20 protein-coding genes are annotated in these 22,798 nt (G+C 51.1%); 8 read left to right on the forward strand and 12 right to left on the reverse strand.

What is annotated here, in order from left to right:
• Positions 1 to 60 precede the first annotated feature (60 nt).
• The 4 genes from BMY45_RS03085 to BMY45_RS03100 all read right to left on the reverse strand — a co-directional run bounded on the left by BMY45_RS03085 (position 61) and on the right by BMY45_RS03100 (position 4,647).
• Positions 61 to 747, reverse strand: a complete 687-nt coding sequence (locus BMY45_RS03085; RefSeq protein ID WP_092394348.1) for a hypothetical protein — start codon at positions 745 to 747, stop codon at positions 61 to 63.
• Positions 744 to 1,907 carry a hypothetical protein gene (locus tag BMY45_RS03090; protein WP_092394921.1) on the reverse strand — a complete coding sequence of 388 codons (1,164 nt, stop codon included), beginning with the start codon at positions 1,905 to 1,907 and terminating at the stop codon, positions 744 to 746. The genes BMY45_RS03085 and BMY45_RS03090 overlap by 4 nt, the downstream gene beginning before the upstream one ends.
• 7 nt (positions 1,908 to 1,914) lie before the next feature.
• The gene (locus BMY45_RS03095; RefSeq protein ID WP_092394351.1) at positions 1,915 to 2,958 is read right to left on the reverse strand and encodes a PD-(D/E)XK nuclease domain-containing protein; all 1,044 of its coding nucleotides are present in this window, start codon (positions 2,956 to 2,958) and stop codon (positions 1,915 to 1,917) included.
• A 1,044-nt stretch (positions 2,959 to 4,002) separates the two neighbouring features.
• Positions 4,003 to 4,647, reverse strand: coding sequence for a hypothetical protein (locus BMY45_RS03100; protein WP_092394354.1), 645 nt, complete (start codon positions 4,645 to 4,647; stop codon positions 4,003 to 4,005).
• 142 nt (positions 4,648 to 4,789) lie between these two features.
• Here BMY45_RS03100 and BMY45_RS03105 point away from each other — a divergent pair, with 142 nt between their 5' ends.
• Positions 4,790 to 5,614, forward strand: a complete 825-nt coding sequence (locus tag BMY45_RS03105; RefSeq protein ID WP_092394357.1) for a metal-binding protein — start codon at positions 4,790 to 4,792, stop codon at positions 5,612 to 5,614.
• A 567-nt stretch (positions 5,615 to 6,181) separates the two neighbouring features.
• Here the strand turns inward: BMY45_RS03105 and BMY45_RS03115 are convergent.
• The 4 genes from BMY45_RS03115 to BMY45_RS03130 all read right to left on the reverse strand — a co-directional run bounded on the left by BMY45_RS03115 (position 6,182) and on the right by BMY45_RS03130 (position 9,573).
• Positions 6,182 to 6,694: a GNAT family N-acetyltransferase gene (locus BMY45_RS03115; protein WP_092394363.1), complete on the reverse strand. Its 513-nt coding sequence runs from the start codon at positions 6,692 to 6,694 to the stop codon at positions 6,182 to 6,184.
• 103 nt (positions 6,695 to 6,797) lie between these two features.
• The gene (locus tag BMY45_RS03120; RefSeq protein ID WP_092394366.1) at positions 6,798 to 7,604 is read right to left on the reverse strand and encodes a CMP deaminase; all 807 of its coding nucleotides are present in this window, start codon (positions 7,602 to 7,604) and stop codon (positions 6,798 to 6,800) included.
• A 196-nt stretch (positions 7,605 to 7,800) separates the two neighbouring features.
• Positions 7,801 to 8,313 carry a hypothetical protein gene (locus BMY45_RS03125; RefSeq protein ID WP_092394369.1) on the reverse strand — a complete coding sequence of 171 codons (513 nt, stop codon included), beginning with the start codon at positions 8,311 to 8,313 and terminating at the stop codon, positions 7,801 to 7,803.
• Positions 8,314 to 8,478: 165 nt separating this feature from the next.
• Positions 8,479 to 9,573, reverse strand: a complete 1,095-nt coding sequence (locus tag BMY45_RS03130; RefSeq protein WP_092394372.1) for a hypothetical protein — start codon at positions 9,571 to 9,573, stop codon at positions 8,479 to 8,481.
• A gap of 1,026 nt (positions 9,574 to 10,599) precedes the next feature.
• Between BMY45_RS03130 and BMY45_RS03135 the strand changes: the two genes are divergently transcribed.
• The 4 genes from BMY45_RS03135 to BMY45_RS03155 all read left to right on the forward strand — a co-directional run bounded on the left by BMY45_RS03135 (position 10,600) and on the right by BMY45_RS03155 (position 15,734).
• Complete coding sequence (locus BMY45_RS03135; protein ID WP_092394375.1) at positions 10,600 to 11,463, forward strand: integrase domain-containing protein; 864 nt, start codon at positions 10,600 to 10,602, stop codon at positions 11,461 to 11,463.
• 411 nt (positions 11,464 to 11,874) lie between these two features.
• Positions 11,875 to 13,242, forward strand: a complete 1,368-nt coding sequence (gene mobH / locus BMY45_RS03140) for a MobH family relaxase (protein ID WP_092394378.1) — start codon at positions 11,875 to 11,877, stop codon at positions 13,240 to 13,242.
• Between the two features lie 246 nt (positions 13,243 to 13,488).
• Positions 13,489 to 13,782: a hypothetical protein gene (locus BMY45_RS03145; protein ID WP_024617742.1), complete on the forward strand. Its 294-nt coding sequence runs from the start codon at positions 13,489 to 13,491 to the stop codon at positions 13,780 to 13,782.
• 593 nt (positions 13,783 to 14,375) lie between these two features.
• Positions 14,376 to 15,734: an SNIPE associated domain-containing protein gene (locus tag BMY45_RS03155; protein WP_092394384.1), complete on the forward strand. Its 1,359-nt coding sequence runs from the start codon at positions 14,376 to 14,378 to the stop codon at positions 15,732 to 15,734.
• A gap of 345 nt (positions 15,735 to 16,079) precedes the next feature.
• On the opposite strand, the gene BMY45_RS03160 is transcribed toward BMY45_RS03155, so the two are convergent.
• From BMY45_RS03160 to BMY45_RS03170, 3 genes are read right to left on the reverse strand one after another with little or no spacing between them, the layout of a single operon-like run.
• Positions 16,080 to 16,922: a hypothetical protein gene (locus tag BMY45_RS03160; protein WP_092394387.1), complete on the reverse strand. Its 843-nt coding sequence runs from the start codon at positions 16,920 to 16,922 to the stop codon at positions 16,080 to 16,082.
• Entirely contained in the window at positions 16,919 to 17,434 is a 516-nt protein-coding gene (locus tag BMY45_RS03165; RefSeq protein ID WP_092394390.1) for a hypothetical protein, read from the reverse strand. Before BMY45_RS03165 ends, BMY45_RS03160 begins: the two co-directional genes overlap by 4 nt.
• Entirely contained in the window at positions 17,431 to 18,108 is a 678-nt protein-coding gene (locus BMY45_RS03170; protein ID WP_092394393.1) for a GTPase domain-containing protein, read from the reverse strand. The genes BMY45_RS03165 and BMY45_RS03170 overlap by 4 nt, the downstream gene beginning before the upstream one ends.
• A gap of 554 nt (positions 18,109 to 18,662) precedes the next feature.
• Between BMY45_RS03170 and BMY45_RS03175 the strand changes: the two genes are divergently transcribed.
• The 3 genes from BMY45_RS03175 to BMY45_RS03185 are packed head-to-tail and all read left to right on the forward strand — an operon-like array spanning position 18,663 to position 21,797.
• Positions 18,663 to 19,841 carry a DUF262 domain-containing protein gene (locus BMY45_RS03175; RefSeq protein WP_092394396.1) on the forward strand — a complete coding sequence of 393 codons (1,179 nt, stop codon included), beginning with the start codon at positions 18,663 to 18,665 and terminating at the stop codon, positions 19,839 to 19,841.
• Positions 19,834 to 20,907 (forward strand): AAA family ATPase, encoded by a 1,074-nt coding sequence (locus BMY45_RS03180; protein WP_092394399.1) that lies wholly within the window; start codon positions 19,834 to 19,836, stop codon positions 20,905 to 20,907. Before BMY45_RS03175 ends, BMY45_RS03180 begins: the two co-directional genes overlap by 8 nt.
• Entirely contained in the window at positions 20,907 to 21,797 is an 891-nt protein-coding gene (locus tag BMY45_RS03185; RefSeq protein ID WP_092394402.1) for a hypothetical protein, read from the forward strand. The genes BMY45_RS03180 and BMY45_RS03185 overlap by 1 nt, the downstream gene beginning before the upstream one ends.
• Before the next feature lie 630 nt (positions 21,798 to 22,427).
• On the opposite strand, the gene BMY45_RS03190 is transcribed toward BMY45_RS03185, so the two are convergent.
• Positions 22,428 to 22,796: a RidA family protein gene (locus BMY45_RS03190; RefSeq protein WP_092394405.1), complete on the reverse strand. Its 369-nt coding sequence runs from the start codon at positions 22,794 to 22,796 to the stop codon at positions 22,428 to 22,430.
• Positions 22,797 to 22,798: the final 2 nt, after the last annotated feature.

Below are 22,798 nucleotides of genomic sequence, written 5' to 3' on the forward strand. Positions count from 1 at the left end.
GCCGAGCCAGCCGAGACAGGCCTGACACATCCCGCTCGACTTCTCGTAGCCTTTGCCTATCTAACGGATCAAGAGACCTGTCAGCAGGTGGAGGTGCTCCTCATCATCCCACGACACTGCAATCGAACCTGAGCGCGAGAGCTCAATCTGAACAGGCTTTGAGTCGTACGTGTAGACGAGTTTGATCTTGTCGATCGGTGCCACGCGGCCACCTGTGATCTCCAACAACTTCGTCATCGCGTTCCCCGTCGATGCAATATCGACTCGATAGCTACTTTCGATATCAAACGTCACCGCTCCAGAAACGATCCGCTTGGCCATGACTCTCGTGAAGCGCTTGTCAGCCTTGAGCTGCTGATAGATCGAAGAAATGTCTGGCTTCACGATCTCCAGCGCGAAGTTCGTTCCGGTTGCAGCTCGGATGAGTTCCACGAACAGTTTCAAATCTTTCGGTGGCGAACCCATGCAGATCGAATACCGATCCGGCCCAAGCGTTTCGAACACCATGTCAAACCTGATGAACGTCGAGTAATTCGATTGGACGGTTTCGCCCAGAGGGTTCGTGAACGACTGGGTAATATCCCGCTGCTCGTAGTACCGAAAGGTTGCCTTGCCATCCAGAATCTCAATAGCCTCGACACCAACGCGGTTCTGGTCGTTGAAAGGCTGCTGTCGAAGCCCATGCACAAGAGTCTGAAAGTCAATGCGAGCGGTCAGAACCCAGAGTTTCAGCCGCTTTGACTTCATGTTTTCAGACTCCTTTCGATGTCATCCAGTGTCTTCTGCGCTGCCGCCTCCAAGCGGATCTTGAGCTTCTGCTCAAACACCGGCTCGGCACGTACCAGGTTCTTGGCGTATTTCCCGTTATTGTAGTTGTAGACACCTTTGACGATGTAGGAGAAATCGCAGTACTTGGCCTGGTTACCAAACTGAGCCTCAAAGAGAACAAGTTCAGATCCAACGAGCTTCTCACGAGCTTTCCATCGAATCTTCCACAGATAGAACCCATGGCCTTCAAGCTCAAGAAGCTGTTTCGACTCCAAGACGCCCTTGCCCTTCAGCGACGCCTTGTCGATGCGGATGATCTTGTGAATTCTGGCTTCTGGCTGCGGCCTGGCCAGCTCGGCTTCAGGGTCGCCATCCTTACCCTCATCTTCTGACTCAACCTCAATCGAATCCTCGATCACCAGCGCATCGTCACTGAGATCCAAGTCATCATCTTCTTGATCCTTAGGGTTAAACGTGGAGACGTCGACCACATCGACTACCTCCATGTCCTTGAGATTGCGGATCAAACTGCGGAGGAAATTCGTTCTAGTGCCCGCATCAGGGATCGCTTCCAAGGAGATGGTTCGGGTACCCACATCCTCTTCGGTCAGGATCTCGATCTGGGAATACAGCTGATCGGTGATGTCCTTGAACTTGTCGTTCATGGGGCCAGTGATCTTCCACCCACTGCCCTGCTTCTCAAGTATCACTTCCGCCGTCTTCTCAACCACTTGGCGGAACTCCGCCTGACTCAGATCGAGCTTCTGGTATTTGACGGTGAGCTTGAGCTGATCACCGTGGACGGACACCTCAGCCTGCTCATGCTGGTCATCCACCAGCCATTCCTTGACGGAGGTGAGAGCGTCGGTCAGTTGGTCTTTAGTGACCGCTGTCGTGACGACCACATTGGTAGTTTTCTCACGGCTGTCACGCCCACCCACCAGGAGAGACAGGTTCCGGTAATCATAGTAGTCATGGAACAGGGCACTGAATCGATTGGCTAGGAATTTTTTGTCCGATTCATTGGAGATCACGATCCCTCTTGAGAGGAATACCTTCCTGAGCTCAGCGCTCGTCAGGCTTCGCTGCGTGAGCGCATCGTAGATCGCTTTGTCGGATGCAAAGTACAAACTACCCATTCTCATGTCAGTCTCGCTCCCATCCGATTACTTCGGGCTTATAGTTCGGAATCGCATGATTTACGATTTCCAATTCGATTGCCTGCAGTTTCCGCTTGCGGTTTTCGTCTTCGCCCCACTCGGTCACATAACTGTTAATGGCAGCATTAAAGTTGCTAATTATGCTACTGCTATGATGCCGATTGGCAACCCTAATTCGAATCTTAAAGTCCTTATTGGCGTTAAGAATCTGGAACCTAGACAGCGCGTCAAAGAGGTACCTGAACTCGATCTCAGTGCTGCCATCACGGCGATAATAGATCAGATAACCTTCGCTATAAGTCTCAGTCACGTTTTTGGCTTTCTCGCAGTACGACATCACCTCTTTGTGGTGAATTATCATGTACGGCGAGGCGATGAGCTCCGCGGTGGCTGCACGCTCCCAGTATTCCCCACTGGCTTTGTGCAAGATAAGATCAGGGTAATAGAAGGTGTAATTTTCCTTCGGGAATTTACCTTCCGCCCTCAGGGTGTTTACATCGAGTTGCAGCGTCTTCAGGTAATTGATCAATGAAGGCTCGACGATATGAACCTGCTGTGAATCTTTAATGTGCAGATTCTCACCCTTGTAATCCTTGAAATGATCATAAAAATTCTTGTCGTATTCGTCATCGTGGTTGTAAACGAAAAGCATCCCACGGACTTCATATTTTTCACGCTTAGCCAAATGATAGCGGGTCTGCCATTCCGACGAAGCACGAGCACAGTCGATGGTCTTGCCCAAGGACTTCAAGGCCTTCTTGATCGAGTCAAGACTAATGGAACTAACCGAATAGCTCTTCAAGTCGGTATGAAGGTAGATGGTTTTGTTCAGGTAAGGATCAGCATACTTGAATACCACGTCAGCCGGGTGCGTGTGCTCGGATTTCTTCAAGGGTGCATGAGTCTCCTTCTTCACACAGGCGAAGTTGAGGTTAGCTGGCCCCTCTCTCTTCCACCTGAAGAAGTTGAAGATGTCGTTGGAAACGAGCTCCGCGAGCCTCGCAATTTTTTCGGTTTCGCCGCCTGACATGGTCGTTCCTGTCACGAAATGAATGCGCAGGAACGGTACCAGCAAGGAAGATATTGGCCCTAGCCGTGAAGGTGCGTCCTGCTGTGAATATGGCCTCATGCCAGTACAAAGTACCTTAAAATATCATGCCAGGCCACCAGATGATGGGAGATGCCCCTCGCGCGCGTGTTGCGGTGGAGAGGAGTTGTCAGCGAGCGCTACAACGTCGAGTTGGTGCTGCGCTGGCAGCTCGAAAGCGCAACCGTGCTCAACCTGAGAGGGACTACCTGCAAACCGCCACCCGCTTCACCGGGGCGTCACCCGTTATGCCGGGCAGCAAGGACGGCTGTCCGCTCTTGGCCGATTGTGTTGAAAAAGTCGACCCGACCGGGCTACCCGTGCGTTGAGCGGTGAGAGCGCCTTTTTTTGTACGCTGCTACGTCAAATCTGAGTTCTAAACCTTCTGCGCAAAACACAGTTTTCAATCTCAGGCGCATACTTTTCTGTCGTAGAAACCGAAGCCGCCTTTTCCAACACAATCGGCCGATTTCAGCCTGTTGCTAAGGGCTGAAATCGGCCGATTCTGTTGAAAAAGTCGGTTCTTCCAGACTGACCGCATAATGACCGCTGAGAACGCCTTTCTGCACGCTGCTACGCGAAATCTGAGCCCGGAATCCTCTGCTCAATGTAAAAATTCCAATCTCAAGCGCGTATTTTTCTATCGCGGACTCCAGGATCGAATTTTTCAACAGAATCGGCCCAAAGCGGCCGTTCAATGATCTCTGTCTTGTCCTAGATGTGGAGCAGTCGCTGAGAGCGCTACCGGGCGTCAGGTTATTTCTGGACTTCTAGCGGTCAGACAAGGCCATTGCTGGTCTGTTTAGCACCGCTGCTACTTCGCTAAAGATATCGCCACCGCCATGCAACTACAATCCCTGACGTGCTCGCCTGCACCGGTATTCTGAGGACAGTCCAGAGGTGAAGGCGTGGCACCGAATTATTTTTCAGGCAGGCAACAGACCGACCCCGACCCTGTATAACTATTAAAAATAGTGCGGCCTTTAATCATTTCTTGTCGGTTATGGCGTTAATAGGCCGAATCTGGAACTTCTTCGTATACCCGGGAGATTTGAAAAGGCGTCCAACCCTGACTGCCGTTTCTATGAGTTGATCCATCGCTTCCTCAAGACCTTCCTCTTTGTAAGCAATTGAATCCTGATTGGAATAGATGCCGATGTCATCACTAATGGTTTTACATGGCACGAATGGATGGGCGATTTCTTCTAAATAGTTAAAGAAAGCATCTTTGGCAATCACCAGACCAAACCGGCGCCAAGCATATTTTCGCCCCCAGTAGTAACCGTCTGCGGCCTTATGTTTTACACGTTCGTCATTCTTGCCCTGATTCTCAGCAAGCTTATCGAGAGAGAACTGTTTGGCTGCTGAGTAGCTGAGGTATTTATTAACCGTATCTGCTTTGCCCAAGGAGGAGGGCTCTATGATTCTTCTGCCACCCGCATCTTCGATGTATCCAATATTATAACGATCACCATCTACTAACTCGATAGCACTACTGTTTGTCTCAAATTGGTACAGGGTCTCAGTAGTCGAAGGCTTGAACTGATGAAGGAATTTTCCGCTTGGGAGAGCCGTGACGGTATAGTCTCTGACTATCAGGTCGTGAATGGTGTACAGATTTCTTGACTTCACGTGGGCTTTCCATTTCCTATGTGTGTAGGTGAGACATTACTCGTTATCTTGGCAGATTGCCATCATGCTAACCAAAGGGTCAGAGAGCAGAGATATTACGGCTGCATGCTATAAACCACACACGAGGAACGGGAGCACTTGGATGGGCAGATATTCGAAGATGCTGTCTGAACGCGGCAAGCACACCAAGATCGTCAGCGGCTATTGCGTGATATGTGGAAAACACGGATCTCTCTCAAAAGACCACGTTCCCCCACAGGGGAGCATCACAGTTACAAAGGTGGAGCAGTTTCATTTAACTGAGGTATTCGGTTTAGACCGCAATCCCGTGCAGGGCATTCCGTCGATGAATGGAAGCAAGTTCAGGACTATCTGTCGAGAATGCAATATGACGGCTTTGGGAGCGAACGATGGTGAAATCGCTGATGTGTGCAGGTCACTGACGCGAAAGATCAATCATTTCTTCACTGCTGCCAATAGCCCAGTTTCCCTTGTCCACACGCCTGTTAACGCCGTGAGATACTGTCGTGCAATGATCGGTCATATCCTCGCTGCCACCTCTGTGACTGAGTGTCGAAATCCCCCACAAGAAACGCCGTACTTCACACCCCTGCAACAGTTTGTGCTCGGTGATGACCGTGCTCTGGATGCGACCCATGACATCTACTACTGGTTCTTCCCTCATAGGCACCACCAAAGCATCAAGCTTTTCACCATGCAAAATCACGGCAATCAGTGCTGTATGAGCATTCTTTCATTCTTCCCCTTGGCATTTCTTTTAACCGAGAAGGGCAAAGGCATTTTCCCAGCCGGAGCAGAAAAGCTTGAGCTGTCCGATGAGTCATTAGTTGTCGGCCTGTCTGCACTGAACGTTAGCTTCTCTAGTTTCCCAGCCGTTGATTTAAGTGGGGATCAAATGATTGCACTGGTGAGTCACCTTTCTATTGTTAGTTATCCAATTTCTTGAATGCTGGCGTGGCAACCGGTTTAATTCTTATGTGAAAATCATCTGAGAATTATGCTAGTAGCACTCTGGCGGAATGTGGACGTACTATATAAAGGCACGATTTCCCCTTTAAGTACCAGCGGAGCTTAATCGCTCTTAACTGATAAATTCTAAATGACTGCTTTTGGCCGACCTTGTTGAAAAAGTCGGTTCTTCCAGACTGACCGCATAATGATCGCTGAAACCGCCTTTTTGCATGCCGCTGCGCGAAATCTGAGCCAGGGAATCCTGTGCCCAATGTAACAATTTCAATCTCGGGCGCGTATTTTCCTGATGCGCAAACCAGGACCGACTTTTTCAACAAAATCGGTTAATAGCGGCCTGTCACCAGCGTCCGCTACCGACCTATTCTGTTGAAAAACTACTGCAACGATTTTCCTTTGCCGATAGTGCGTGGCTGAGGCCGGTGGTCGAGCAGCCCTAAATTTCACACAGCAACACTCGACTTGGGCGTTCTTCAGGCTACGAACAAGCAACTCTGTCGCACGCCGAGCTTTTCAACAGAACCGACCAGAAGCGGATAACTAATCAACGCTCACGCCACACCCACCGCCACTTGTCATTGGGCCCTGTTCGAATACGCTCTGCCCTAAGCACATGCTCAAAAAAAACTTCGTACTCGACTTTGCGTGAGCGCTCGTCGAAGACGATCTCGATTATGCCGAAGTCATCTCTTAACATCTTGGCGAATCCTTGGGCCATCCGCTTGGCTAAGCCCATTCCGGAGAAGTTTTTTTCAACCGCAAAATGCCCCACTGTTGCTGTTTTACGGTGCATATCAACAGAAACTTCTTGGATGTATCCCAAAACTTCGCCCCCCGCCCGCCATTCGAGCTTGGGTAGCGACCTGAGATCCTCAGTGTCATGACAGAGCATCTTCGAAAGCTCTACTGCCTCACCAAACTCACCCACAAAGTGAGTGTTCGGGTGCAGGTAAGCTCCGCCTAAGGCCATCAAGAACTCTTCTTCCCGGGATACAAAAAGCGCTCTAAATCTTCTCTTAAAGCACTGCATTATCTTAACACCCAACGATTTAATCATAAAAACATCTTAAGTGAAAAACTATAGTACCGTAGAAACAAAAAAAACCGACATCCTCTATACCATTTTCGGCATGAGACCAGATGGTGTTCGGTTCCTCTACTTAGTTGCTATTGCGCACTTCCCACTGGAAAAGTATGTCGTTTTCGAAAATTTCGTGCAGCTTGACCAGCACGCAGAAAGTGGCATCGGGTGGCTTAACAATTGAAATCATCCCTTTTCTCATTCGCGCAATATGACTGGGGAATCGGAATACGTCTGGATCTGTTATATCACTAAAATTTTTCGTTCCTGCAGCAACCCTCACAGCACCGTTATCGCTCGTTAGGTCTACGCAACCATGTGAAGGCTGCAGAGTATTCCATGAGATACTAATTGTTCTGGAGTCTAACTCGCTGAACTGCACGCTAATGTCAATTCCGCTGTGCACGACAGGAACCCGCCGCTTACCGCTGCCGTATACCCTGTGAACCTCTCCAAATTCGAAGGTTTCTTCTTCTACTGCATCTCGAAACTTTCTACTGAAGAAGCTTACAGAAATGTTGTTCTCCAATAGCTTTCTGAAACCCTGAGAGTATATAGTTCCATTAGGGTCTAACACCCCTATAACTACGCTGCTAACGCCAGATGAAATAATTAGGTCAGAACAAGATTCTACTGCCTGGCCAGAATGCAAATTAACGCACGGTTCCAAAGTTGTGTAAACAGTTGATCCAATGCGAACGTCCATTCCCAGCTTTTCAAGAGCGACCCGTTCCGCATGTAGTTTGCCAACCTCGCCACGATAGCCTGTTGAGAGGACTACCCCATCTTTCGCGACTAAAGCCCCAACTCGTGGATATTCTGAACATTTCAGATGTTCCTCAATTGCAAGTTTCATCAGGTCATGCTTTGAATACGTCTTAACCATATTTGCGTCCTTTAAATACACTTACGGGCCCCGACTCTCTTGACCACGTCAGATTTTTTGGCTGGGAATGTATCTATTCGTCCCAATGATGGTGAGGGACTTCGATCCACGTGTCATCGCAACATACAGATGCTTACATTCTCCTGGCCCGGCGATCCAGTAGGCTGTGGATCGCCGTGCCTCGGGAAGCCCAAGTTCAGTTCACCTGAAGAACCTTGAGTTCTACGTAGTAGGGGCATAGCTCAACTGGGATATCCAGATCGCAGGCCAGTCGGATAACCGCTGTTTCCCCGACAGCCAGCGAGGGCAAGGAGCCTCGTGCCTCATAGGTACGCTGATCCGGCCTATCAATAGGCAGGCTTCCAGGTAGCCTGGTGAAGCCATTCAGGTGGCGCTGACTAATGTCATAGTCGAATGCCACGCCATCTTGCCAGCTGGGTCTGAACGAGAGTTCAACACCGGTAGTGACGTACCCAGTGACCGTCTTGATTTTATTGCCTTCATGGACGATGCTTTTGTTGTAGCGGTGGGGGGTCAGGTTTCTATACGGATATGGGTTACCACCCAGGAGAGTTGTGATGGGAGGCTGCCCATCAACCTGCTCTCCATTGTGGAAAAGCTTCCAGTCAAAGATGACATTGTCTGGTTGGGCCGCATGGACAGGAAGCGACAGCGCAACAGCAGCGAGCAGCAAAGCATTCTTCAGCATCGGTTCGACAGTTCCGTTGAGGTGATAGGCAAATCGCCTACTTAATCCTATGTATACCACTGGCTCGTTGCATCCCAATTGGTGGTCTTTACTGTCGAGCAACTACATCCATGCAGTTAGGAGGTAGCTTTCGCCCTTGGGCTGTGCTCTGAAGGATTGGGGTAGTCAGGTGATGGTGACAAGGCGCAGGATACGTTCGACCGGACGGTACTCCAAGGCCACAACTACCCGTTCCGGGTGACCACCAATTCGAGGGAACTCAAGCAGGATGTTGAATTTGGTGAGCTGGTAGGTCGGTTGGCTCACCCACTCGAGGTTGTATAGGTAGTTCATCCGCAGCTTGCTTCGGATTGCGGCCTCGAGTTCAGCCTTAGACAGTTCTGCCAAGCCGGCCTTTTGCAGTTTTCCGAGCTTCGTGGTCTGAAGGTACTTCTCGAACTTGGCATCCTCAATGAAGACGGTGAACTCTGCCAGCGGTGCCGCAACAGGGGACATGGCCCTTACCGCGATCTCCAGGTCGTCGTCGGTGACATCGAGCAACAGACGCTCAGGTTTGTACGAGAGGAAGGTACCGAAGTAGATCGACTGAATACTTCTGAGTCGGAAACCTTGTTTCACGTAGTCATGCTGGTGGAGGTTGTAATCCTGCGTATTCGGTCGATCATCTTCGTGCCCCATGATGACTGTGTCGCCATGCTTGATCACATAGTTCATCAGGTTCAGCGAGGTGAATGTTTTAGCTGCGCTCAAGTAAGTGCATCGCAAGTAGCCTACGTAGGCTGGAAGCTGCAGAAGTTTGGAATCGATGGCAGCAACAGCACCTTCGGACAGGTTGTTCACGTACAGGACGAAGCACGTATTGGGCAAACGAAAACTCGGTTTCGTGCTGACCACTGCGGGATCCAGCAGCTTGCGCGCAAGCGTATCGCTCGAGCCGAAAAGCTCTCCACCCAGGATGCTGTGGGTTGTTTTGGCATCCAGTGCGCTAAAGAGCGCTTCGGCGCAATCCACTCCAGGCGCGAAGTTCCGGACACAACGATCCGTATCGAAAAGGAACGCAACCTCGTGCTTTGTGGGTTGCGGGGTCAGGGCGGTTCTGAGCGCCGCGTAGTCGATCCCCTTGGTTTGAAGGATACCGACGCACTCTCTATGAAAACTCTGGATCTCAGCAAAGGTGCGTGCATCACCGAGGGAGAAGCACTCACGCATTACAGGGAGCAGAACGTTGCCACGAGCGTTCAGAGTATGAATCGAGGGCATGTCCTAGTACCTAAAGCGGGATTGCGTAGACCATACGCGTTCAGGCCCCCTCTTCCAAGCGTTCTGCCGTTACGAATAGGTAGCTTCTGCCGCTTTCTACCTTTGGCAAACGTCAGATACGGGTCGGTTGCTGCCGGCAATGGGTCCTAACTCCTCCATTGTGACTGCTAGTTATCATCCGCTCAGACCTTCGGCAGAAAGCTCTCGGTCAACCTGGATATCAACGTCGTCGACTTGCTCGCGCGATTCCCGACGTTGATCGGCAAGGCAGCTCCATGCTCCGCCTTTCCCACAAGCTCCCTGCGCAGGCGTGGCATGGGAACCATGCCGCCCCTGCGCAGGGAGCCGACAAAGCCGAAGGCCGCGTCAGCACCACAGGCAATGAAAAATATGCACCTGCCGAAGCGGCTGCCCCTGCCCGATGACGCGCAACTCACATGAGTCGGGCCGTCACTGCAAACCACAGTGACGGCCCCCCGCCGCCCCCCAACATCACGGGCAAATCCTGAACCCTAAAGAGTGCGGCATACATGATGATGCATCCATACACTGGCCCAGCAAAAACCTAAGACGACAGGTTCAAGAGTCGTCATCCCAACAGCGCAAGACTTCTGCAAGCGCTGATCCAACAGGATGGAGTTAGCCAGGTATGCAAGGTTCCAGAAGCATACCGACCCATACCCATGGGGCGGAGCCGCCTTTGTCTATCGGATTTATTCCGTCATCTGCCGCTACTGCACCGTCCTAGGCAGCAGACCTTTGCGCAATGCCTACTGCTTCCACTTAACAATCCCATCCATTTCCTTGGAGTACTCATCAACACTAAAAACCAACTCATCTCGCTCCATCTCCGTCCGATCTTCCAGCAGGAAGCAAGACGGAAGTCTCAGTCGAGACATCGGTGTTTCCTGAACACCATGCCCCTGCCCTTCGGGGATCTCGCCTAGCGAGTTGGCACCAACACTTACCAATGATTTTCAGGACAGGACAACGACACAAATCAATGCCTGTGAGCGTGAACGGTATATGGACGATTTGACCTACACCCTGCGGCAACTTTGCCGGCGCAATCGCGATGGCAGTCACAACACTCAGGCCGACCGTATCCGCTCACTGGGGCTGATCGCCCGCCAACTGCGCGAGTCTGGTTTCCGGCAGATGAAAGCCCCCTCACTCAAAGGCAAACACGTACTAGCACTGCTGGAGCGCTGGCAAGGCGAAGGCCTGTCACCTGGCACCATCAAAAATCGGCTTGCGCACCTTCGATGGTGGGCTGAAAAAATCGGCAAGGCTGGCATTCTCCCAGCAGACAACACGCAGCTGGGTGTGTCCGACCGGCGCTTCGTCACTAACGTCAGCAAAGCCCAGGAACTGGGAACGGACCTTGGCAAGATCACCGATGCCCATGTACACATGAGCCTCCAGCTTCAATCGGCGTTTGGACTACGCCGCGAGGAAGCGATCAAATTTCAGCCCAAGTATGCGGATCAAGGAGATCACATTCTCCTCAAGGGCTCATGGACAAAGGGTGGGCGTGATCGCTCTGTGCCGATCACTACTTCGCTACAGCGCGAGGTGCTGAACTCGGCACATCAGCTAGCGGGAGCCGGCTCATTAATCCCGGCTCAGAAAACGTATATCCAACAGAGAAACATCTACGATGGTCAGTGCAAGGCAGCAGGCCTGAGCCACATGCATGGCCTACGTCATCATTATGCACAAAGCCGTTACTTCGCTTTGACAGGGTGGAAGGCACCGGCGGCAGGAGGAAGCTTTTCCAGGGAATTGCCCCCAGTGCAGCGTTCTCAAGACCGTATTGCTCGACAAATTATCAGCCGTGAACTCGGGCATGAGAGAACACAAATTACTGCGACCTACCTCGGACGATAGTTCAAGGCTTTCGACGTCAATGAGCCGTAAGAGTGCGCCTCCGCGCCTCGTTAGCGCCTCGACTTGACCAAGCGTATTTCCAGCCAATACGGATATGCGTAGTGACGCATTTAATCTTTCTACGCTTGCCGGTTGCGTGTCCTATGGACACGAGGCATCGAATGCCTGCTCGGCGAGTATTCCCGGCTTCGGTCACCTGAACAACCCTGCAAGCTTGGATAACTGAGGGCGTCGCAAGAAGCCGCCCGCTGCCCCTAGGGGATGCCAACTAATCCGGCTCGCCCGCCTCATGCTTTGCCCACTGACAGGTCTGTATCGGCGCTTCGAAGCCAAGCACTCATCCATGTTCATGCGTGCAGCCTCATGTCGTCGCCAAGCAAATACCTCCCTTCCCTCTCGACAGGAGCAATTATGTTCTCACTGTTCCATCGCAAGCTTCGCCGTGCACTCGACCCCACAGCTGCAGCTAGCCCAACATCACCCGCCGGCCTGACCACTCCCCAATCTGCGGAATCACTCTTGGCCGCTCCCCGCAGACAAAAGTTGTTGAGGCAGATCTGGCAGTGCACCGCCATGTCCCGCCCTCAATTCGATGAACTTTATCTCGCCCCAATTAGACGATACGCCGAACTGGTTCAACTTTTCCCAGCATCCGAAAATCAGCACCACGCTTACTCCGGTGGGATGCTGGACCATGGCCTGGAAGTAGTTACGTACGCTCTAAAAATTCGCCGATCACGATTACTACCCCCAGGAGCTCCACCAGAAGTTCAGATCATCCAAACGGAAGCGTGGAATGCCGCACTGGCATACGCCATCCTGAGTGAAAACCTTGGCAAGATTGCGATTGATCTCCAGGTCGAATATTTGGATGGCTGCGCCTGGCACCCATGGCACGGACCGCTGACTCGACCTTACCGAGTTCGATACCGAAAAGACCTCGATTATCGACTGCGTGGCCCCGCATCCAGCCTGATGATCCACCAGCTATTAAGCAGCGAAATCCTAGACTGGCTTTCCGCTTTCCCTGAACTGTGGGCCTCGCTCATGGCCCGCTGGTCTGGCCATAGCGAACATACCGGCGCACTCGGCGCGATCATTATTCAAGCCGAACAAGCTTTAGTAGCCAAAGCCCCTGCACAGACCACCGCGGCAGCTGAGAGCCATAAGCCAGCGACCATCGCCAAACCATCAGATCCATTACTGCCAGATACACCATCAACCGACTATTTCGACTCATTAACGAATCAAATCGGCGAGCCTCCCAAGTGGCCTGAAGATTCCGACTCCGTACCTATCACCGAATCTGCCTCCTCAGCAGAGGAAGCGCCTGTGCCAGAAAAGCATGCGAAGCCAAGCGGCGAACACTTCATGGAGTGGCTGATCGAAGGCGTACGCACTCACGAGATCATCATGAATGACGATCAAGCGCTGGTGCATTCCGTCGAAGACTCGCTCTTCTTGGTCACTCCCGGGATATTCCAACGTTACGCGAAAGCATTCCCTCATCCCGCCTCCATCTCGAAAAAACAGGGGCAGCCTGACTGGGAATGGGTTCAAAAGCGCTTTGGAAAAATGAAGCTGCACCGCATACAAGCGAACGGTCGTTGCATCTGGACATATGAGCTCAACGGTGCACGCAAAACACGTTTCTTACACGGCTATCTCTTGAAAAAACACTATGGCTTGATAAGCGACTCGTCCCTTAACAACCCGAATCTGAAATTGGTGACGCCAGGCAGCGAGAAGCCTCATACAACATTAGGAAACACTCGATAACCGGTTTCCGGATTGACAGCAAACGCCCCCAGCGGCATTTTTGCTATGCATCTCGCTGATTCGTTCAGCACCAGCCGCCAGGATCTTCAAGACGGCGCTGCGGTTCTCCGCAGGATCCTTCATATGACCGCATAGCTTCCGGCAGCGCGGCCAGTCGACTTGAATGTCGATGGAAGCATGACTTTCCCACCCACGACGGGCCTTTCCCGTCGTGGGGAAGGCCTTTTTTTGTTTCAGGAGGCCTTAATGAAAATGGAACTGGCGATGTATCAGGCACTGCGCGCAATCGACGTGCCTGAGCTCAAAGCTGAAGCCGTTATCCAAGCATTGGAATCTGACATGCTCACGCTACTCGCGACGAAAAGTGATCTCGCAAGTCTCGCTGCTGAAATCGGCAAGGCGACTGCTGAAATCGCTAATACTAATCATCGGCTGACTGCAGAGATCGCTAAATCTGATCTCAAGTTGTCCATTCGTATGGCTTCCATGCTCGCCGTGACGATCGGCATCTTGATCGGGGCGATGAAAGTCTTCTTATAGTTTTCTTAGCGATTACTGAAGCCACTAAAATCACCTGTCCTTCGACAGGTGATTTTTTTTGCGGTTCTTGGCAACGGGCAAGACAGCTCACTTGCCCCTCCCACAGCGGACATCAACCAGCAAATTTCCGACCCCTTCCCTGCCTTTGATCGGACGCCGCTTTTTTGGTGTACCTCCTACCTCTTCTGCATCCGCATCCCATGCGTTATCTACCAATTTTTTAAGAGCTTCTCCTGCCGTTGAGTAATTTGGGCTGGGCAACGTTCCCGGTCGGGAGTCAACCTGAAAACTTGCTTGCTGCGTCGCGCATTCAATCATGGAAGTCGGTCAGCCCCGAGCACATCAACGATTTGCACGAATGACTGTTTCAGCTCATTCTAGCCAGGGATGGCCTAATAATGGCTCACTACACAAGGAAAGAAGTCTCTGCATTTTCGCCTTCCTTCCTAGCGAGCCCCACCCCGACCCGGTGCATATCAACGCTGAAAGCGATTGAATCACTACGCAGCCGGCCTTCACGCTTTGCGCTTTAAAGGCGCCTGCGTTGGTTTGGAACTGGACGACCATTTGATTCAGAAACGAGGAAGGAACCCGTGTCCCTTAGCGACTATTGGAAAGGCCCCGCCCACCGGCAACGCGCGGATGATTTGGAAGCCCGGCTTTCGGATCTCCAAACGCATTATGCGCAGCTCCAAGCGCTCACTACGAAGATCGGCGCCATGGACGTCTTGGAAGTTCAGAAACTAATCGAACAAGAGAAAGAGAAGCTTGCTGCCGCCCGCCAAGAAACTCAGCGCTCTGAGCGGGAGGTGGCTGCGCTAGCGCAACGCTCCTCTGATCTGCAGGGGCAGATACTCGTATGGGAGGAGACGTTACTGCTGGAAAGCTTTGCGCTCTATGAACCCAAGTTCAAGCTAACCACCAGCCAAGAATACAAGTCCCGACTGGAAAGTGTCCGCGAGCGTCAGAAAGCGATGATTAAGGGCGGGGAGGCAGCGACCGGGAACATGGACTGGACAGTCAACGACAGCAAGGCTCAAGGTCGGAAGCTCGTTAACGACATGATCAAGCTGGTGATTCGCTCGTTCAACAACGAAGCCGATGTCTGTGTGGACAACGTTAAATTTGACAACGTCGAACTGGGCGAGAAACGAATTCTCAAATCGTTCGAAACCTGCAATCGCCTTGGCAAGATTATGAGCGTAGAGATATCGCGCGCTTATCTGAGCCTCAAGCTCGATGAACTGCACCTTGCCCAAGAGTTTCAGATCAAGAAGCAAGAGGAAAAGGAAGAAGCAAAGCGCGCCCGAGAAGAGTTGAGAGAACAACAGAAGCTGGAGCAGGAGATTCGCGCAGCCCGGGAGAAGATAGCCAAGGAGCGCAAACACTTTACGACCGCCATGCGCGACCTCCAGGCTCGCCTGGACAAAGTAGAATCTGAAGAAGAGCGTGCCGCCTTGCTGGCGAAGCTAGCCGAGGTCGAAGCGGGCCGAGCCGAGCTAGAGAGCGAAGAAAAGCTCATTGACTATCGCGAACAGAATGCTAAGGCCGGCTACGTGTACGTGATCTCCAACCTAGGGGCATTCGGGGAAGGAATTTACAAGATCGGTATGACGCGCCGCTTAGAGCCCATGGATCGAGTTGATGAGCTGGGTGATGCGTCGGTACCGTTTTGGTTTGACGTGCATGCGATGGTCTTCTCGAATAACGCTCCCGCATTGGAAGCAAAACTGCACGAACGCTTTGCCGTAGGTCGCCTCAACAAGGTTAACGGGCGCAAGGAGTTCTTCCGCGCGGATATTGCTGAGATTGAGTCGGTCATTCGAGAAAATTACGATTCTGTTGTCGAGGTAACCCACGAAGCGCCGGCGGAACAGTATCGCGAAAGCCTGCGCATGGCATTGCCAAAACCCGCAATCCAGCAATCGGAACGACTTGCGGCACAAAGCTGAAATTACCGATTGGAAGCACGTTTGTTGGGTTCGGATTGCGATGGGCCCATCCAACAAGCACAAAGACGGAAACGTGCCCTTTCGGCCAAAGCGGCCCGTGGCGAGCTAACAGTTAGCTGCGTAGAAATTATCTGCGCGCCTTGGACCGCATCATCTTCTGAAGGGCTGCTGCCGGACGCACAACGGCTCAGTAAATCTCCGGATCACCTCAAGCAGTCCTGCGACACCAAACAGCGATAATATCTGTTTTACACCGCCAACATCATAAAAAGCCCCACTAATGCATGGCTCGTCAGTCCAATTCCAGTACTGCTAACTTATCTCGGAGACTTTGGCGGCATGTCTCTACAATCTATCGGTTTCACGGGCGTCAAACTTCACCGTCAAGGTCAGAAGGTACTCTACGCTGGACTGAGCGCTGGCCAAATAGCTTGCCGTCAGTCCAAGTCCCTTGGCTGGCAGGTGGAGCTTGGCCACTACGCCTAAGGTACGCTTCGACTCGCTCGACAGGCTGATAGTCACCTTCTGTTCAAGGATCTGGTTGTCTTCATCAGCGCACTGCTCGACCAGGCTGCGCATCACCACGTCGCCCCAGAGCTGTTTGCCGCGTAAGTAATTTTCGGCGGCATCGGTGTTGGGCCTGCCTCCGCGAAATGCGGTATTGATAGAAAACTTTCTGGCCAGTGAACTGCTCGCCTTGTTTTCGACCTTGAAATCGAGGTTGGCAACAGGAGCTTTACCGTTCAACTCGTACACTTCGGACGATGAGTCCTTGCTGACCTCGACTTGCTCAACGGTTACGTCCCGAGCCCCCAGGTATTGGCAGAGCCGCGAAAAATGCCGGAGCTTCTCTATTGCGAACTGATCGGTTGCCTGGCTCAGGTCCACGTAGGCGTTGCGGTCATACGGGCTCTGCAAGAGCACCGCGCCTGGCCGCAGCAAGTCGGCATCGATAATGTTCTGCAGCGCCTGACTATCCGGCTCATCGGCCGCCAGGGGGAACTGTACGATGTGAGACTGGGGATCGAATAGAAACCCTCTGGCCTCTGGCTCAAGGTCGTACAAGCACTCATTGATTGTGTTTTCATCCAACACCAGCATGACCCTGCGCGCGCTATGGTCCAGCGGAATCCTACCTGTTGTCACATTGCTCCCCTTGCGCGCGATGCGCGTGTTCTGTTCGTTCACTTGCCGAAATTCTTCAATGCCGCCAGCACGCGTTTGAGCCACGCTGCCCATTCGCGCTGCAGAAGTGCTATCGCCAGAGCTATCAAGCTCTGGCTCGGCTGCTTTTTTGCGAGTAGCTCAAGCGCCTCCCGCGCGGCCAACCGTTTGGGCTCGGAAAAGCTGCGCCCGATGGCGGTAGCGAACTGCTCAAGCGACGCCCACACCGCATCGACACCACCTGCTTCTGAACCCTGTTCAGTATCATGCTCGACCCAGCACACGACTGGCGCCAACCGGCCCGCATGGTCGCGTTCCTCGGCGACAACTTGCAATACAGCTGCGTTGCCTTTGACGAACAGCTTCACGCCATCCTGTGCGAACAGGACGGTGCCTTGGGCACTGATGCTGGCCATTCCGGAATATGTCTGCTCTCGGATCGGGCTGCGAAGCTCGACGCTATGCTCCGCCAAGCGCAAATGGTCCGAAGAGCTGTTGTCCAGCGCTTGAGCCTGAAAAACCTTCGCGTGCATCATGCCGTCACCGTCTTGATCAACGTCGCGACGAGTTTGGCCGCCTGGTCTCGATTCACCAGACTGCCGAGAATGATTGGCGGCCTATGGCTGAGTTTCGACAGGCCCGCGTCAAGGTTGAGTTTGACAAAGCGATCACGGAAATGCCCAAGACCGGACGCCGGTGTGGCGACGTACGTCGGGTCGAGATCCATATGCGTGACGATCACGACCAGTGTGGGCTGGGGCGCCCGTGCCTTGCTCCAGCTTTCAAGCTTTTCGAGGTCGCGCCTGATGCGTTGCTGATTCACCTGTTGAGCATTGACCAGATAAACGACGATGTCAGCTTCATCGTGCAGTGCTTTCCATTCCTCGATTGCATCATGCCCACCGGAAACGTCTCGTGTCTCTTTCAGATCCAGCTTCAGGTCACCCATCGCAAACCGTTTTCGTTCGACTTTCTCGGTCAACATGGTTTGCTCGGGGTGCATGTATTCGTCGGGAACCTCGCCACTGGCAAGGAACCTCAATAGGACTGTCTTGCCGACATTCCGCTCTCCCAACACCGCCACGCGCTTGCCTTTGAGGCTGATGATCAGGCTCTCCCAGACATCTTTGATTTCGTCACGTTTCCAGTAAGCAACACTAGCCGCGACCGCAGCTGCGGCTCCAGCAACGATCAGTTTCTCCCAACCCATACGAGCAATCCTTGTGTGTGGTGTTCTCGAGTGGCCAGCGTTGCGGCCCACTTACTCATTGCGTGTGCGTAATCATGGAGAGGCTATCGGCCACCAAGTGCCGTACTTAAGTAAGCTTCCGGGGTGCGCTTTGCGAAGGTCATACGGGAGACCATTGATGCGGTAGCAATTGGCCGATTTCTACCCGTCGCGTGAGGTAGAAAATGGCCAGAACCTTTCCGACACGCAGTCCGCGTTTGGAGGGAGGGGTCTACAAATGCGAGAACCGTGATTAAATTGGTCGCCAATTAATCGCTGTGGTATACGGCCTGGACGGCGATAGCAAAGGCTTCTCGTTCGGTTCAACCGTGTGTAAGGTTAACCGAGTTACTTTCGAGTTACGTTGAAGCTCATCGCAGACAACTCATGGGCTGCATCATTGCGGAGTTTTAATGGCTTTAGGGGTGCCAAAGCGTCCCTGCCGAGGGGACGAGCGCTTCGTATGAGGCGGCTGATGCTTAGACTCCACAAAATGTGGCGAACTGGAGAAATTACCGCGATGCAAGGACATATTAATGGCCGTTGATATTCAAGAGGATCTGGCGGACGAAGGAGTTGGGTCCGGCGTTGAGAGGGAACTAGAGGGAAATCAATTTGACGCGGGAGAACCATTTGATCCGGCATCCATCTCGCTATCGTCAAAGGTTGTGGCTCTAGATACTGTTCTAAGAAGAATCCGCAATAACACTATAAAGCTAGCTCCAAATTTTCAACGGAATTTCGTCTGGGATGTTAAACGAAAGAGCCTGCTTATAGAGTCTATGATGCTAAGGATTCCGTTGCCGATGTTTTATGTGTCCGAGGATAAGGATGGAAGGTGGGAAGTAGTTGATGGGCTGCAGCGATTAACTACTATAAAGGATTTTGTCTTAGGAGAAGATGACGACGGCAAAGGCTTTAAGCTTAGAGGCTTGGAGTTTTGGAGTGGGCCATTTGATGGGAAAGACTTCTACACAATCGACCGAAAGCTTAACGCGGCGCGCATTGTAAACAATATTATGGAGGCTGAGCTTTCCTTTACGATTATAAATCCAGACACCCCAGAAAAAGTTAAAAGAAACATCTTCAAAAGAATTAATACTGGTGGGATGAGGCTGTCCACTCAGGAAATCAGGCACGCCCTTTACCAAGGTGAAGCATCAGACTTACTGAAAGAATTGGTTGAAAGCCCAACCTACTTAAAGGTCGTTGGCAAAACAGTTAAAGATGACCGAATGGCTGGCCGAGAACTGGTCTTACGATTTATGTCTTTTTACTTAAGAAAAAGAGCTGACTTTAAAGGCGATATGGATGGGTTTCTAGCAGATACCATGAGGCACATAAATAGAGAACACACGGTACCTGTTAGGGTAACCTACAATAAGGCCATGTTAGCTGAGGCATTCAAGCGTGCGCTTCTCAGAAGTTATTCGTTGTTTGGCGAGCATGCATTTAGAAGGTCGCATGATAACCGCAGAAAGACTCCGATAAATAAATCGCTATTTGAGATGTGGACTGTATTACTTGCGCGAATCTCCCAGTCAACATATGAAACCATTATTGCGAACAAAGAAGAATTCTTGCAGCAGTACTATGAAATTTTAGATGATGATGCGTTCTCTGATGCTATCGGTAAGTACGGCAGCGAACCTGCCGGCGTGCGAGACAGGTACTCAAGAGTGATTTCGCTACTTAAGGAATACCAACGTGCTTAAAAGTATAGATATAAAAAAATTTAAGTCTTTCGAACTCCAGACTCTTGAACTAAAAAAATTAACGGTTTTTACCGGATTGAATAACACAGGGAAAAGTACTGCCATTCAAGCACTCAGAATGTGCTTATCAGAGCATGTTGTCGGCGGACCATATATAAATGGGCTTGGCGGTTATTCCGAACTTCGCTCTCGGCTGGCCGGAGCCAATGATTCAATAGAAATTGAGGTAGCAAAGTTAGACGGCACTGATATCTCGTTAAACATATCAAAAAACTCTTTTTCTCATGTGCGGAAAACCCCTCCGCCTTTAATCCAATTTATATCTGCGGATAGGTTTGGTCCTCGCGTCGGCCTTCCTACATTGGGGGATGATGTATCTTCTTTATCCATAGGTCAAAATGGTGAGTACTCAGCTCATTTCACTGCGCTCATGGAGGGATGCATCATACCGGAGCCCCTGAGGCACCCGAGTGCTCCGGGGAATACGCTTAAGACTCAATTGAGCTGGTGGATGAGTGATATTGCTCCAGGTGTCAGATTAGATTATGGCGTACAAGAAAAATTTGATATGTCACATCTTTCAATTGATGGTTACAGGCCAACGAACTCTGGGTATGGGATAAGCTATGCACTGCCTATTGTGCTTTCGCTTCTTACTATGCCTGCCAGTGTAGTTGATGATTCCGATCCAAGAGTGGTGCATTGGTTCGAGCGAATTAAAAAATCCGGCGCTTTCCTAATCCTAGAAAATCCGGAGGCTCATTTGCATCCTCGCGGTCAAACCAGCCTAGGCATTCTAGCGGCGATGGCTTCGTTTTCTGGTGTTCAGGTGTTAATTGAAACCCACAGTGATCACGTGCTGGATGGGATCAGATTGGCCGTTAAACTAAGAGAGAATGTTCTTGCTGAAGACATCCAGCTTTATTTCTTTACCAAGCATTCAAACGAGTCAACACATGCCGAACAAGTGGTGATTCGAGCTGATGGTAAGCTTGACAGATGGCCTGAGGGGTTCTTTGACCAGCACTCTAAAAATCTCCGAGCCTTAGCAACTGGAAAATTATAATGAACTTCTTTATGGACGAAAGTTTTGTTGCTGGATGTCTCGATAATTTAACCGATCGCCTGTCGACATTTGAACGATTTGTAGATGCCCTGGACAAGATTGCATCTTCAGAATTCACCAAACTGTATTACATCCGCGACCTGCATTCTTTAGAGTTCGATGGGGTATTATTTGCAGACCTTTTGTATGCACATTGCGCCGATGGCGACTATCGAGATCTGATTCTTCGTTTTGACATGGCAATTGAAAGAAGCGAGAGCGAATTTATCGAATATGGTAGGTCTCTTGATTCTGGTGTCATTGAACTGGCGAGACTTGGAGTTGGTGGATGTGTAACTGGATTAGATTATAGCGCCGAAGGTTGGTGGCGTAGCGGCAAAATGTGTACCGTGTTTGATTTGACGAGTTTTCAACTGGCGCTCCGCTTCCTGTTCAATGCATTGGAGATGCAACCAGAACATTTAGATAGATTTAGTGAGCTTATGTTTCCTAACATCTACTTTCATGCGGACCCTAGTGATCTTAAACGGATGGGGATAGGTTATAGGGAATATTCCAGCGCTATTATTTGTCACCTGTCTTACTTGAATGATTTTGCTATACTTGATTTTGAAGAAAATCTTCCCACTCAAATCATTCAGCTGGCTGCCAGCAGAGGAGTAGAAATTTCTCCTGAGAGCGCCAATACGCACGGCAATAGACGTGCTATGGCGAGAAGACGTATTGAGATTAATGACAGCCCGCTAGTTTGCGAGTGGCATACAAAATTTACCTTCAATCGTGGTAGAATTCATTTTCATGCTCGCCCCAGCGTTTATCATGATGATATTAAACAAGTGACAGGCTCAAAAGTAATTATTGGTATTATCGCAGAGCATTTGCCAACTTAATTAGTTATTGTTATTTGCTCTTAAAGCATATTCGTTCCGTGAAGGCTCTTGGTATAGGCATCACCTGTAAGGTATAGGTATTTTCAAAGAGAGATGCTGGCAGACGCTTCAAAATTCGAGTTTACTCTCGATATTTCATGTCCCTTAAAGAGATGAACAGTCTCCTTAAATCGCCGCAAAGTTCCTAAACGCTTCCAATTTTCAGTTTTCGGTTGTAAATCTCCTCCTACGAAGGACCGCTTCTGACCGTTTTCTACCTTTGGCAAACGTCAGATACGGATCGGTTGCTGCCGACAATGGGTCCTTCTAGGCGACGTACCTTGGGAGATAATGGTGCCCTCTTGCGAGCATGCCATCGTAGCCATTATTAGTTACACAACCACAGCGCGCTCAGTGGTATTCCCTAACGTATTCCATCAAAAAAATCTTACCCAATTTATTACTCAAAATCAGATAGATACACGATCAGTTCAGATTACCCCGGCCCACCATTTGATCATCTAAAGACGTCCACGGACGTCTTTTTGTGCCTGAAATCCAGTGAAATCAAGGGTTTCAGCGCTACTTGGTTTCGCTAAGCAACGGGGGCAAACCACGCAACACCCGAATCCTGAATTTCCCGAGAAGGCCTCAAACATCAGAAGCCAGTTTCTCTGCGGTCACCATGATCTCGACCAGCACCTCGGGTCGCGCCAGGTTTGCCTGGACAGTGGCCCGTGCCGGAGCACTGTTCGTGGGTAGCCAGGCGTCCCACACCGAATTCATTGCCGCGAAATCACGCTCAATATCTTTCAACCAGATCTGTGCACTCAAAAGTTGTCCCTTGTCGCTGCCCGCTAGTGTCAACAGGGCCTCGATCTTGGCCAGCACCTGATGCGTCTGTTCTTCGATGCCGGCTTGCAGATCAGTGGGCACCTGGCCGGAGAGGTAGAGCAGATCGCCGCAACTGACCACACCGGACATCCGCGCGCTGCTTTGAAAACGTTGAATCGTGGCCATCG

Source organism: Pseudomonas sp. NFACC39-1 (assembly GCF_900110355.1).
In the GTDB taxonomy this organism is placed as follows: Bacteria; Pseudomonadota; Gammaproteobacteria; order Pseudomonadales; family Pseudomonadaceae; genus Aquipseudomonas; species Aquipseudomonas tehranensis.